Genomic DNA, 13559 nt, shown 5'->3' with positions numbered 1-13559 from the left:
TTTTCTCTCTCGCCCCTTTGGGGAGAGGGCCGGGGTGAGGGGGGAGGCCTACTCTTTCCTTCTTCCCCGCATCCCCTGAAACAGCTCTGCCACTTCCACAAAATAGTCCGTCAGATAGTTAATACAGACCTGCACCTTCAGCGGCAGCTTGTCCTTTTCGGTATAGAGCGCGTACACCGGGCGCGGATCCGACTGGTAGCGCGGGAAGAGGATCTCCAGTTCGCCGCTGTTGATCTCGTTGATCACCCACATCAGCGGCACGTAGGCGATCCCGGCCCCGGCCACCAGCCAGCGTGAGATGGTCATCGGATCGTTGGTCACGAAGCGGCCTTCAGGCAGCAGTTTGGTGGAAAGCCCTTCTGGCGCGATCAGTTCAAATTCGTTATCTGGGCGAACGCTGTATTCCAGCCACGAGTGGTTGCTCAGGTCGGCAGGTTTTTCCGGTACGCCATACTGTGCCAGATAGCTTTTCGAAGCGCAGACCACCATCGGCATGCTGCCCAGTCGACGCGAGAACAGGCTCGAGTCCTGCAATGCGCCAACGCGGATCACCACGTCTAACCCATCGGCAATCAGATCCGGTGCCGGAATACCCGTTACCAGATTAACGGTTAAACCGGGATACTCTTTCAGCATTTCCGCCGTCATGGCAGCGAGAACATTTTGTGCCATAGTTGAAGAACACCCGATACGCAGCGTGCCGATAGGCGTGTTGTTAAAGGCGTAGAGCTGCTCGTGAACATCCTGCACTTCATGCAGCATTCGACGGCAGCCCTGATAGTAAATTTTACCCGCTTCCGTCAGCCCAATGCTGCGGGTGCTGCGGTTGAGCAGCTTCACCTGGAGCTCATCTTCCAGTTTTGACACTGTCTGGCTAATGGATGAGACGCTCATTTGTAGCTGACGTGCTGCGGCGGTAAAAGAGCCTTGCTCAACCACTTTCGCAAAGACGGACATGCGTTTTAGACGTTCCATTATTCACTCTGGCTTAAAAGTGATTTAGATCACATATGATAGATAACAGCATAACAGTTACGTTAATATATTATTAATTACATAACGGCTGCGCCACTCTCGCCCGGCAATTCATGCTCTCCTGCGGCGGCGTGAGCTTAATAATCCAGTAACCTGCATCTCTTTAATCAAGGTCAACATGAGTCTGTTTCCCGTTATCGTGGTGTTCGGTCTGTCGTTCCCACCGATATTTTTCGAGCTTCTTTTATCACTGGCGATCTTCTGGCTGGTGCGCAAGGTGCTGGTCCCTACCGGGATTTATGATTTCGTCTGGCATCCTGCATTGTTTAATACCGCGCTGTATTGCTGCCTGTTCTATTTAATATCGCGCATGTTTGTCTGAGGTTGATGTGAAAACGCTAACAAGAAAAATCTCCCGCACTGCCATCACTATGGCGCTGGTCATCCTGGCGTTCATCGCTATTTTTCGCGCCTGGGTTTATTACACCGAATCCCCGTGGACGCGCGATGCGCGTTTCAGCGCGGAGGTGGTCGCGATAGCGCCCGATGTCGCCGGTCTCATTACGGCGGTCAATGTCCACGATAACCAGCTGGTGAAAAAAGATCAGGTACTGTTCACTATCGACCAGCCGCGCTATCAAAAAGCGCTGGAAGAAGCGGAAGCCGACGTAGCATATTACAACGCGCTGGCCGCTGAAAAACGCCGTGAAGCAGGACGTCGTAACAAGCTGGGCATCCAGGCCATGTCCCGGGAAGAGATTGATCAGTCCAATAACGTGCTGCAAACCGTGCTGCATCAGCTGGCAAAAGCGCAGGCGACGCGCGATCTGGCGAAGCTCGATCTGGAACGTACCGTTATCCGCGCCCCGTCCGATGGCTGGGTAACCAACCTCAACGTCTATGCGGGTGAGTTTATCACGCGCGGCTCTACGGCCGTGGCGCTGGTGAAACAGAACTCTTTCTACGTCCTCGCCTATATGGAAGAGACCAAGCTGGAAGGCGTGCGTCCGGGCTATCGCGCCGAAATCACGCCGCTCGGCAGCAACCGGGTCCTGAAAGGAACCGTGGACAGCGTGGCCGCGGGGGTGACCAACGCCAGCAGTACCAATGATTCAAAAGGGATGGCGACCGTCGATTCTAACCTCGAGTGGGTTCGTCTGGCGCAGCGCGTACCGGTACGCATTCGTCTGGATGAGCAGCAGAGCAACCTCTGGCCCGCAGGCACCACGGCGACGGTAGTGATCACCGGTGAAAAAGACCGTGATGCCAGCCAGGACTCTATCTTCCGTCAAATCGCCCATCGCCTGCGCGAGTTTGGTTGATCGCTATGGGCATTTTTTCCATCGCCAGCCAGCACATCCGCTTCGCCGTGAAGCTGGCATGCGCCATTGTGCTGGCGCTGTTTGTTGGCTTCCATTTCCAGCTTGAAACGCCGCGCTGGGCTGTTCTGACCGCCGCGATCGTCGCCGCCGGTCCTGCCTTCGCGGCGGGTGGCGAACCTTACTCCGGGGCAATTCGCTATCGCGGGATGCTGCGTATTATCGGTACCTTTATCGGCTGTATCGCCGCCCTGACCATTATCATCCTGATGATCCGCACGCCGCTGCTGATGCTGATTGTATGCTGTATCTGGGCGGGTTTTTGCACCTGGGTCTCTTCGCTGGTGAAGGTGGAGAACTCGTACGCCTGGGGCCTGGCGGGATATACCGCGCTGATTATTATCATCACCATTCAGAGTGAACCGCTGCTTGCTCCGCAGTTCGCCGTGGAACGTTGCAGCGAGATTGTCATTGGTATCGTCTGCGCGATTGTCGCCGATCTGCTTTTCTCTCCGCGATCCATCAAGCAGGAAGTCGATCGTGAGCTGGACGCGCTGATTGTTGCCCAGTACCAGCTTATGCAGCTGTGCATTAAACACGGCGACAGCGAAGAGGTCGACAAGGCCTGGAGCGCGCTGGTGCGCCGCACGCAGGCGCTGGAAGGGATGCGCAGTAATCTCAATATGGAGTCTTCCCGCTGGGAGCGTGCCAATCGTCGTCTAAAAGCGATCAATACCGTCTCGTTAACGCTGATCACCCAGGCGTGTGAAACCTACCTGATTCAGAACACTCGCCCCGAAGTGGTAACGGATACCTTCCGCGAACTGTTTGATGAGCCTGTGGAGACAGTGCAGGACGTGCATCGACAGCTTAAACGCATGCGTCGTGTGATTGCCTGGACGGGCGAACGGGATACGCCAGTCACCATTTATACCTGGGTTGGCGCCGCAACGCGCTACCTGCTTCTGAAACGCGGCGTGATTAGCAACACCAAAATCAGTGCGGCGGAAGAAGAGGTGTTACAGGGTGAAGTGGTGATCAAACCGGAATCCGCCGAGCGTCATCATGCGATGGTTAACTTCTGGCGTACCACCCTGGCCTGTATACTCGGCACGCTGTTCTGGCTGTGGACCGGCTGGACGTCCGGCAGCGGCGCGATGGTGATGATTGCCGTCGTTACCGCGCTGGCGATGCGTCTGCCCAACCCGCGCATGGTCGCTATTGATTTTCTGTACGGCACCATTGCGGCGTTACCCATTGGCGCGCTCTACTTCCTGGTAATCATCCCCTCGACGCAGCAAAGCATGCTTTTGCTCTGTATCAGCCTGGCGGTGATGGCGTTCTTTATCGGGATTGAGGTACAAAAACGCCGTCTGGGATCGTTAGGTGCGCTGGCGAGTACGATTAACATCCTCGTGCTGGATAACCCGATGACCTTCCATTTCAGCCAGTTCCTGGATAGCGCATTAGGCCAGCTGGTGGGCTGTTTCCTGGCGATGATGGTGATCCTGCTGGTGCGGGATAACTCTCAGGCGCGGACAGGGCGCGTGCTGCTCAATCAGTTTGTGTCGGCCGCCGTATCGTCCTTGACCACCAACACCGCGCGGCGCAAGCAGAACCACCTTCCGGCCCTTTACCAGCAACTGTTCCTGCTGTTGAATAAATTCCCGGGCGATGTCGCTCGCTTCCGTCTGGCGTTAACCATGATTATCGCGCACCAGCGTCTGCGGAACGCGCCAGTGCCGATCAACGACGATTTGTCCGCTTTCCACCGCCAGCTACGGCGAACGGCGGACCATGTGATATCGGCATCCAGTGATGACAAACGTCGCCGCTACTTTAAGCAACTGCTGGAGGAGCTGGATATCTACCAGGAGAAACTGCGAGTCTGGGAAGCCCCGCCGCAGGTTACCGAGCCGGTAGAGCGGCTGGTGTTTATGCTGCACCGCTACCAGAATGCGCTGACAGACAGCTAACGAAGAGAAAACCGACGCCAAAAGCGTCGGTTTTTTTGTGGCTATACTTATTCTTGCAGGTTCAAACATTCAGGAAGGGAGGACACATGACAACCCAGGCTCTTCAGGACAGTATTCTTTTTCAGACCGGGTATCTGGTTAACGGTATCTGGAAAACACTCGACACCACGTTTGATGTGCTAAACCCGGCCACGGGCGAGGTGGTTGCGAAAGTGGCGAAAGCAGGGAAAGCCGAAACCGAAGAGGCCATTGCGGCCGCGACGAAAGCCTTTCCCGCATGGCGCGCAAAAACGGCAAAAGAGCGTTCCACGATCCTCTATCGCTGGTATGAACTGATTATCGAGAACAAAAGCTGGCTCGGGCGGCTGATGACCACCGAGCAGGGCAAGCCGCTGAAAGAGGCTGAGGGCGAGGTGGACTACGCTGCCAGCTTTATTCAGTGGTTTGCGGAGCAGGCCAAGCGCGCTAACGGTGAAATCATTCCTCCGGTTAAACCCGGCTCCCGTATTCTGGCCACTCGTGAACCTGTTGGGGTGGTTGCTGCTATCACGCCATGGAATTTCCCGATGGCTATGCTCACCCGTAAGCTCGGCCCGGCGCTGGCAGCAGGATGTACCGGCGTCATCAAGCCTGCAAACAACACGCCGCTGAGCGCCTTTGCGCTGCTGACGCTGGCGAAGCAGGCCGGTGTGCCGGATGGTGTGCTGAATGCGGTCGCGGGGAGCACCTCAGAAATTAGCGACGCCATTATGGCCAGCCATGACGTGCGCAAAATCTCGTTTACGGGGTCAACCGCCGTCGGGAAAACGCTGGTTCGCAATTCCGCTGAGACCATGAAAAAGGTATCGATGGAGCTGGGCGGCAATGCGCCGTATATCGTTTTCGAGGACGCGGATATTGAGGCCGCCGTCAAAGGCGCCATCGCCAATAAATTCCGTAACGCCGGGCAGGTCTGCGTCAGCGTAAACCGTTTCTATATTCAGGAGACGGTCTATGACAAGTTTGTCAATCAGCTTGCCGATGCGGTGAAGGCGCTGAAGGTGGGTAACGGTCTGGACGAGGGCGTCGTTGTCGGCCCGCTGATTGAGCCTTCGGCTGTCGAGAAAGTCCGTGAGCACGTCGAAGATGCGGTAGCGAAGGGGGCCACGGTGCTGGCTGGGGGTAAACCGCACGAACTTGGCGGCAACTTCTGGATGCCATCCGTACTCGGTGACTGCCATGAAGGCATGAAGCTGGCAGAAGAAGAGACCTTTGGTCCCGTTGCCGCCTGCTTCCGCTTCACGTCGGAAGACGAAGTGGTTATGCGCGCTAACAATACGCCTTACGGGCTGGCGGCCTACTTTTATACCCAGAATCTCTCGCGCGTGTTCCGCGTCTCACAGGCCATTGAGAGCGGCATGATCGGAATTAATGAATGTGCGGTCTCGACCGAGCTGGGTCCGTTTGGGGGCGTAAAAGAGTCCGGGCTGGGACGCGAGGGGTCCGTGCTGGGGCTGGAGGAGTTTCTGGAAGTTAAAACCCTGCATATCGGGGGCTTATAATAGACAGGGCGGCATCTGCCGCCCGCCTGTACCGGGTGGCTGGCAATGAAAATTTATACCTTTGATTTTGACGAAATTGATAGTCAGGAAGACTTCTACCGCGAGTTTATCCGGGCGTTCGACCTGGAGCGGGGCAGCGTAAACAATCTTGATATGCTGTGGGATGTGGTTACCGGCGACAGGCTGCCGTTACCGCTGGAGATCGAATTTACCCATCTGCCTGAAAAACTGCGCAGACGCTTTGGCGCATTGATTTTATTGTTTGATGAAGCGGAGGAGGAGCTGGAAGGGCAACTGCGTTTCAACGTGCGCCAGTGATAAAAAAGCCCCTGACCGGGAGGTCAGGGGCAAGTCGTATGATGAGATACGACGAGGGTTTATTTGTACAGTTCTGCGGTAGCGTGCCAGTGGTCGCCACTGCGCGCTTCGATGATGCGATAAGATGACGCACCCTGTTCTTCCGCTTTTTTGTTCAGCATTTCGTGCATGTCCATCGGAGAAGTACCGATGGCACCAACAGAAACGGTCCCGATAGCCTGACGGGATTGTGCCTGTTCGGCGTTAATAGTGTCGGCTGCAAACGCACCGAATGACAGGACTGACAGTACGCTCAGGGCAGCTACAGTGGTTTTAATTTTCATGATTATTTACCTCGTCAATTATTTTACTGGGGTCTTTGTTCTGTGACCCTCATCACAAAATCAAGTATACACTAATCACGCAAAAAATTAATACCAGACTAATGGTTTCGCCTGTTATTACGTGTTAAAAACATCATTTTTTATAACGGGAATGAATAAAAAAGGGCGTTACTCTGCAGGTGTTATGATTTTTTCTTATTTAAATCAATTGGATAGGTGGCTTTGATTTTTAGTGCGATTTTAAGGCAGATCATTCACTGAATGAATGTTAACAGGCGGTAAAAAGCACTATTTGCAAAAGCAGCAGGCAGAGAAAAACAGGGTAAAACGAGGCGGCCGCAGAATGATCCCCGCAGCCAGGCGCTACGGGGCAGAAGATTACAGCTCCTGTTCGAACAGGACCAGAATCGCTTCGTAGAGGTCTTTCACCGAGAAACCATTTGCCGGGGTCGTAAAAATGGTGTCATCACCGGCGATGGTCCCGAGGATCCCCTCTGCTTTACCCAGCGAGTCCAGCAGGCGGGCAATCAGCTGGGCTGCACCCGGGCTGGTGTGGATCACGACCACGGCATCGTTATAGTCGATGTCCAGAACCAGGTTTTTCAGCGGGCTGGAGGTCGTTGGCACGCCAAGTTCAGCAGGCAGGCAATAAACCATCTCCATTTTGGCGTTGCGCGTACGCACTGCACCAAACTTGGTTAACATGCGGGAGACCTTCGACTGGTTGATGTTGTCGAAGCCTTGCTCCTGCAACGCCTGAACAATTTCTCCCTGAGAACTGAATTTCTCTTCTTTGAGTAGCGCTTTAAACGCTTTAACTAATTCTTCTTGCTTAGACGAGCTTCGCATAAGTCACCCGGAATATGACGATAGAAACAACATTATTATGCATGTGGATGAATTTTTATGCAAATTATCTACCTGGCACCAGGCTGAAATAATGTTATGAAAGGGAGAGATTTTATCAGATTTCGTTATCAGAAAACATGCCTGGGTCACGCCGCGCAAATAAGCTTAAAAGTAAATTAAATGTTATCAAAATGATGTTGTTTTGGTGGCGTGGCAGGGTGTATTGTAACCCCCTCTTAATTCGTTGTTGCCCACAGCCTGATAGCATTCGGGTGAAGGTCAAAGACGTGCGACCTCAAATTCTTTAGCGATGAAAATTGTAATTAATGACGTGCTGAATTATGGTCGCCGCAACGGAGTTACAGATACTTAAGTTAACCATAATAAGGAGTTTAGGATGAAAGTCGCAGTCCTCGGCGCTGCTGGTGGTATCGGCCAGGCGCTTGCCCTACTACTGAAAACCCAACTGCCTTCAGGCTCAGAACTCTCCCTGTACGATATTGCTCCGGTAACCCCAGGTGTGGCGGTTGACCTGAGCCACATCCCGACAGCTGTGAAAATCAAAGGCTTCTCCGGTGAAGATGCGCGTCCTGCGTTGCAGAATGCCGATGTGGTGCTGATCTCCGCGGGTGTTGCACGTAAACCGGGTATGGATCGTTCAGACCTGTTCAACGTCAACGCGGGCATCGTGAAAAACCTGGTTCAGCAGATCGCTGAAACCTGCCCGAAAGCGTGCATCGGTATCATCACCAACCCGGTGAACACCACCGTTGCCATCGCAGCAGAAGTGCTGAAGAAAGCGGGCGTTTACGACAAGAACAAACTGTTCGGCGTAACTACGCTGGATATCATCCGTTCCAATACCTTCGTGGCTGAGCTGAAAGGCAAGCAGCCAACGGAAGTGGAAGTGCCGGTTATCGGCGGACACTCTGGCGTGACCATCCTGCCTCTGCTGTCGCAGATCCCGGGCGTGAGCTTCACCGAGCAGGAAGTGGCTGACCTGACCAAACGTATTCAGAATGCAGGCACCGAAGTGGTGGAAGCGAAGGCGGGTGGCGGTTCTGCAACCCTGTCTATGGGCCAGGCGGCGGCGCGTTTCGGCCTGTCTCTGGTTCGCGCGCTGCAGGGCGAGAAAAACGTGGTTGAATGCGCTTACGTAGAAGGCGACGGTGAACACGCGCGCTTCTTCTCTCAGCCGCTGCTGCTGGGTAAAAACGGCGTTGAAGAGCGTAAGTCTATCGGCACGCTGAGCGCGTTTGAGCAAAACGCGATGGAAGGCATGCTGGATACGCTGAAGAAAGACATCACGCTGGGCGAAGAGTTCGTTAACAAGTGATCTTGTCCCGGTAAAAAAAACGGAGCGCTAAGCTCCGTTTTTTTATGCCCGTCAGTTAGTGGCCGGGTATTCCTGGATGGTGACCTGAATCGTGAGCTTCTTGTCATTACGCATGACTTCTACGGGGATGATAGAGCCCGGTCGAATTTCCGCCACCTGGTCCATCGTTTCCAGCGCAGAGACCGCCGGCGTGCCGTTGACGGAAAGAATAACGTCGTTCACCTGGATACCTGCATTGGCCGCCGGGCCGCCAGGTGCCACTTCGTTGACCACAATCCCCTGGATCTGATCGATACCACCGCCCTGTGTATGCATCGGCGCGATTTCACGCCCGCCAATACCGATGTAGCCACGGATCACGCGGCCATCGCGGATCAGCTTGTCCATGATCTTGGTCGCCAGCTGGAACGGAATGGCAAAGCCAATCCCTTCCGGTGTTTCACCATCGTTGCTCTTGTCGAAGGAGAGGGTATTAATGCCCATCAGTTCGCCCAGAGAGTTCACCAGCGCACCGCCGGAGTTACCGTGGTTGATCGAGGCATCGGTTTGCAGGAAGTTCTGCCGCCCTGACGGGTTCAGTCCAATTCGACCTGTCGCGCTGATGATCCCCTGAGTGATGGTCTGGCCCAGGTTGTACGGGTTACCGATCGCCAGCACCACATCGCCGATGTGCGGCGTTCGTTTGCGATTAATCGGGATAGTCGGCAGACCGCCCGTGGCGTTGATCTTCAGCACCGCCAGATCTGTCAGGCTGTCCGACCCCACCAGCAGGGCTTCAAACACGCGGCCATCCTGCAAGGCGACGATAATCTGGTCGGCATCGTTGATCACGTGTTTATTGGTGATGATGTAACCCCGGTCATCCATGATCACACCGGAACCGAGCGTGCGGATCTCCAGCTGGTTATGAGCGGAACTGTTAAGCCCGCGGTTATAGACGTTAACCACGGCGGGGGCGGCACGGCGTACCGCCTGATTGTACGTTGCAGGCGTTTCATCCGTGCTGTCGAACTGAGGAGCCGACAGTTTGTTGAACTGGCGTAAAGATGGCATAGCCACCAGCAGCAGACCGGCAACGATCAAACCAATGACAATTGAACGAAAGAGCTTTAAAAGCATGATGCGTGTGTCGTTAAAAAAGGAACGGTTTGCAGCATAACATGAGTTATCCGGACATCACACGCAGCGGCGATGCCCGGAGTCGCAAATGGTTAACGCAGTAAAATGTAGAGGGTGTCGTTGCCACGGATAATTTGCAGGGCAATGACCGCCGGTTTACTCTCCAGCACCTTACGCATTTCGGCAATAGACTGCACGCGAGTGCGGTTCACGCCCACGATCACGTCGTCCTGATGTAAACCTGCCTGCGCGGCTGGACTGCTTTTCTCAACGGCAGTGACAGAAATGCCTTTCGTGCCGTCTTTAAGCTGACCGTCGCTCAGCGTTGCGCCCTGTAGCGCCGGGGAGATCTGTTCTGCACTGGCGGAAGAGGAAGTGCTCTTGTCCAGTGTCACTTCCACGGTCAGCGGTTTGCCCTCGCGGATCAGGCCCAGCTTCACTTTAGCGCCAGGCTCCGTGGTGGCAATACGCGAACGTAATTCAGCGAAGCTGCTCAGCGGTTTATCGTTCAGGCTGACAATAACGTCACCGGATTTCACGCCCGCTTTCGCAGAGCCTGAGTTGGGCAGCACTTCGCTGACAAACGCCCCGCGCTGGACGTTGAGCTTAAAGGCTTTGGCGATATCGGCGCTCATCTCCATGCCTTTAATGCCCAGCAGCCCGCGCTTAACCTCGCCAAACTGTATCAGCTGTTGAGACAGGGTTTTAGCCATGTTACTCGGAATGGCAAAACCAATCCCGATGCTACCGCCGCCCGGTGCGAGGATAGCGGTATTGATGCCGATCAGTTCGCCGTTCAGGTTAAGCAGCGCACCGCCGGAGTTGCCCCGGTTGATGGAGGCATCGGTCTGGATGAAATTTTCCAGCCCTTCGAGATTCAGGCCGCTGCGCCCCAGGGCAGAGACAATCCCGGAGGTGGCGGTCTGCCCTAAACCGAACGGATTACCGACCGCGACGGCAAAATCACCCACGCGCAGCTTATCGGAATCGGCGATGGCGATCTGGGTCAGGTTGCTGGGGTTTTGCACCTGTAGCAGGGCGATATCACTCTGATCGTCACCGCCGATCAGTTTGGCGTCAAACTCCCGGCCATCGTTCAGCTGAACGCTGATTTTATCAGCCTGGCTGATCACGTGGTTATTGGTCAGGATATAGCCTTTGGCCGCGTCGATAATCACGCCCGAACCAAGGCCTTCAAACGGCTGAGCCTGCTGATCCGGCGCCTCTTCGCCAAAATATTTCTTCAGCTCTTCGGGAATACGCTGGCTTTGGCGTGCCGTCCCTTCCACCTGAACGCTGACTACCGCAGGCAGGACTTTTTCAAGCATCGGCGCAAGGCTGGGAATGGCTTCTTGTCCTGGCACCTGCGAAGGTAGTGCCGCACTGGCGGGGAAGGACGCCGAGAGAGATAACCCGACACTTAACGCTAAGGCGCTCAACAGCTGGTTTTTTTTCTTCATCGATGCTGACTCTCGTATCCTGGAATGAAAAAGAACGGCCCCAAAAACATCTTGATGTTATTGAATTTTCAACCGCTGAACAATGAGGTGTTTGACTAAATAATAGCTGGGGACGGGAAGAAAGGACGGGCGCATAAGGTGCGCCCGTAAAATTTATTCAGGTTGTGCGATTAATCGCGTTTTACGCCACCGCGCAGCAGGCCGGACGCGCCGTCTGAATAGTCGCGTGGCATCTGAACCGGTGCCTGATCGTTACCGGCTTCAGAGTCCGCCAGACGATTGCGGAAGGGGTTGCTCTCCGCGGTCATTTCCGGCAGCAGGCTGCTGGAGCTTTTCGCCATGTGCTGGTAGAGCTGGCGATAATCTGTCGCCATGTTGTCCAGCAGCTCAGCGCTACGGGCAAAGTGGCTGACCAGCTCTTCGCGGTATTCTTCCAGTTCGGCTTTGTTCTTTTCCAGTTCGTATTGCAGTGACTGCTGCTGACGCAATTTGCGGTTACCGAAACGCATGGCCACAGCACCAATGATGATGCCGACGACTAAACCGATTAGCGCATATTCCCAGGTCATGAACTTCTCCCGTTGTCTTGTTGTTCCGTAGGGTGTTGGCTCGGCTCCTGCCTGTGCCTGATTATGCCACTATAACCGCTATTTCCGCAGAAGTGGAATCCTGACGTATCATCGCGTAGTGTAGAACGGCCTTTTTTTCATCAGCCACGGCCGCTGATGAGGTTTAACTAAAGGAATAACAATAACATCATGCAAAACCTGTCCCCATCGTCGCGTTACCAACTCGCCCTGAGTGAGGGCACACACCAGCCGGATGATGTCCAGCGTGAAGCGGTAAACCGCCTGGACACGATTTACCAGGAGCTTCTGGCGAAACCCGCCGATGCGGTGCAGAGCAGTGGGCTGAAGGCGGCATTCGGCCGTTTACTGGGCAAAAAAGAGCCCACGGTAAACGCACCGGTTCGTGGCTTATATATGTGGGGCGGCGTTGGGCGGGGTAAGACCTGGCTGATGGACATGTTCTACCAGAGCCTGCCCGGCACGCGTAAGCAGCGTCTGCACTTTCACCGTTTTATGCTGCGGGTTCATGAGGAGTTGACGGCGCTCCAGGGCGAAACCGACCCGCTGGAAATCGTGGCGGACCGCTTCAAGGCGGAAACGGACGTACTCTGCTTCGACGAATTCTTTGTTTCCGATATTACGGACGCGATGCTGCTGGGGGGGCTGATGAAAGCGCTGTTTGCGCGTGGGATCACCCTGGTGGCGACCTCAAATATCCCGCCGGATGAGCTTTATCGCAACGGTCTCCAGCGGGCGCGTTTCCTGCCAGCCATAGATGCCATTAAGCAGTACTGCGACATCATGAATGTCGACGCTGGCGTCGACTATCGTTTGCGCACGCTGACGCAGGCGCACCTGTGGCTTTCACCGCTGAATGCCGACACATCCCGCGAGATGGATAAACTCTGGCTGGCGCTGGCAGGGGCGCCGCAGGATAACGCGCCAGCGCTGGAGATTAATCATCGTCCGTTGCCGACGCTTGGCGTAGAGAACCAGACGCTGGCCGTCTCGTTTGCAACGCTCTGCGTGGACGCCCGCAGTCAGCATGACTACATTGCGCTTTCGCGACTGTTCCATACCGTTATGTTATGGGATGTGCCCGTCATGACCCCTCTCATGGAGAGCGAAGCGCGCCGCTTCATCGCGCTGGTGGACGAGTTTTATGAGCGCCACGTCAAGCTGGTAGTCAGTGCCGAGGTGCCTTTATATGAGATCTATCAGGGCGAGCGCCTGAAGTTTGAGTTCCAGCGCTGCCTGTCGCGCCTGCAAGAGATGCAGAGCGAAGAGTACCTCAAGCGTGAGCATATGCCATAAATGCTACCCTCTCCCCGTGGGCTGAGGGATCCCCAGTAATTTTTTTATGCAGAAGCAATAAAGTTGCTTTCTAAATGACTGAGGGCTGTCAGCGATGCCCTGGTCCGGCTGTAAATCGCTGAGGCGTTTGCCTTCCGGCCGGGGCGAGGCGCAGGGATGCGCCGAGAGGGCGGCTTTACAGGGACGTTGCCTCCGCCCGTACCCGATAAGCCGGAAGGAATAAGCCGAGGGCACCGCGAAGCGGCGATTTACCGCCGGGAGCCCGGGTCGCCAGGGTGGTGGCGACTGAGCCACCCTGGCACGTTCACCGGTCATGTCGTTACAGAGTAGCAAGGAACATAAAGTGAACGGAATGACCACCACCGCCGTATGTTCCCCTCACCCTAACCCTCTCCCCGGAGGGGCGAGGGGATTGCTCAGTGCTCGCATTAATTTGTGGGGAACCCTCAGCCCCGTGGGA

The 13559-nt window shown here is 55.1% G+C and carries 13 protein-coding genes; 7 read left to right on the top strand and 6 right to left on the bottom strand.

Translation table 11 applies throughout. From position 1 onward, the window contains the following. Positions 1 to 48 precede the first annotated feature (48 nt). Positions 49 to 975: an HTH-type transcriptional activator AaeR gene (aaeR, locus tag L350_RS04605; protein WP_022649561.1), complete on the bottom strand. Its 927-nt coding sequence runs from the start codon at positions 973 to 975 to the stop codon at positions 49 to 51. 178 nt (positions 976 to 1153) lie between these two features. Here aaeR and aaeX point away from each other — a divergent pair, with 178 nt between their 5' ends. From aaeX to L350_RS04630, 5 genes are all read left to right on the top strand, one after another. Continuing rightward, positions 1154 to 1357 (top strand): p-hydroxybenzoic acid efflux pump operon protein AaeX, encoded by a 204-nt coding sequence (aaeX, locus tag L350_RS04610; RefSeq protein ID WP_003860416.1) that lies wholly within the window; start codon positions 1154 to 1156, stop codon positions 1355 to 1357. A 7-nt stretch (positions 1358 to 1364) separates the two neighbouring features. Then, a complete protein-coding gene (gene aaeA, locus L350_RS04615; RefSeq protein WP_023298740.1) occupies positions 1365 to 2297 on the top strand; it encodes a p-hydroxybenzoic acid efflux pump subunit AaeA in 933 nt (310 codons plus the stop codon). A gap of 5 nt (positions 2298 to 2302) precedes the next feature. Then, positions 2303 to 4270 carry a p-hydroxybenzoic acid efflux pump subunit AaeB gene (aaeB, locus tag L350_RS04620; protein ID WP_023298739.1) on the top strand — a complete coding sequence of 656 codons (1968 nt, stop codon included), beginning with the start codon at positions 2303 to 2305 and terminating at the stop codon, positions 4268 to 4270. Positions 4271 to 4356: 86 nt separating this feature from the next. Then, entirely contained in the window at positions 4357 to 5811 is a 1455-nt protein-coding gene (locus L350_RS04625) for an NAD-dependent succinate-semialdehyde dehydrogenase (protein ID WP_032626450.1), read from the top strand. A 45-nt stretch (positions 5812 to 5856) separates the two neighbouring features. After that, complete coding sequence (locus L350_RS04630; protein ID WP_022649557.1) at positions 5857 to 6129, top strand: barstar family protein; 273 nt, start codon at positions 5857 to 5859, stop codon at positions 6127 to 6129. A gap of 59 nt (positions 6130 to 6188) precedes the next feature. Here the strand turns inward: L350_RS04630 and yhcN are convergent, their stop codons facing one another. Together yhcN and argR are read right to left on the bottom strand one after the other, a co-directional pair. Then, on the bottom strand, positions 6189 to 6452 hold the full coding sequence (yhcN, locus tag L350_RS04635) for a peroxide/acid stress response protein YhcN (RefSeq protein WP_006812160.1): 264 nt from the start codon (positions 6450 to 6452) through the stop codon (positions 6189 to 6191). Positions 6453 to 6830: 378 nt separating this feature from the next. After that, the gene (gene argR, locus L350_RS04640; protein ID WP_003860428.1) at positions 6831 to 7301 is read right to left on the bottom strand and encodes a transcriptional regulator ArgR; all 471 of its coding nucleotides are present in this window, start codon (positions 7299 to 7301) and stop codon (positions 6831 to 6833) included. Positions 7302 to 7698: 397 nt separating this feature from the next. Here argR and mdh point away from each other — a divergent pair, with 397 nt between their 5' ends. Further along, entirely contained in the window at positions 7699 to 8637 is a 939-nt protein-coding gene (gene mdh / locus L350_RS04645) for a malate dehydrogenase (protein WP_022649556.1), read from the top strand. Positions 8638 to 8688: 51 nt separating this feature from the next. On the opposite strand, the gene degS is transcribed toward mdh, so the two are convergent. The 3 genes from degS to zapG form a co-directional block, all read right to left on the bottom strand. Beyond that, the gene (degS, locus tag L350_RS04650; RefSeq protein ID WP_003860430.1) at positions 8689 to 9756 is read right to left on the bottom strand and encodes an outer membrane-stress sensor serine endopeptidase DegS; all 1068 of its coding nucleotides are present in this window, start codon (positions 9754 to 9756) and stop codon (positions 8689 to 8691) included. 92 nt (positions 9757 to 9848) lie between these two features. After that, a complete protein-coding gene (gene degQ, locus L350_RS04655) occupies positions 9849 to 11216 on the bottom strand; it encodes a serine endoprotease DegQ (RefSeq protein ID WP_022649555.1) in 1368 nt (455 codons plus the stop codon). Between the two features lie 170 nt (positions 11217 to 11386). Beyond that, the gene (gene zapG, locus L350_RS04660; RefSeq protein ID WP_022649554.1) at positions 11387 to 11785 is read right to left on the bottom strand and encodes a Z-ring associated protein ZapG; all 399 of its coding nucleotides are present in this window, start codon (positions 11783 to 11785) and stop codon (positions 11387 to 11389) included. Positions 11786 to 11974: 189 nt separating this feature from the next. Between zapG and zapE the strand changes: the two genes are divergently transcribed. Then, positions 11975 to 13099 (top strand): cell division protein ZapE, encoded by a 1125-nt coding sequence (zapE, locus tag L350_RS04665; protein WP_023298735.1) that lies wholly within the window; start codon positions 11975 to 11977, stop codon positions 13097 to 13099. The last annotated feature ends 460 nt before the right edge of the window (positions 13100 to 13559 follow it).

It is taken from the genome of Enterobacter sp. MGH 4, assembly GCF_000534735.1.
Classification (GTDB): domain Bacteria; phylum Pseudomonadota; class Gammaproteobacteria; order Enterobacterales; family Enterobacteriaceae; genus Enterobacter; species Enterobacter intestinihominis.
This window is presented reverse-complemented; position numbering and strand designations above follow the sequence as displayed.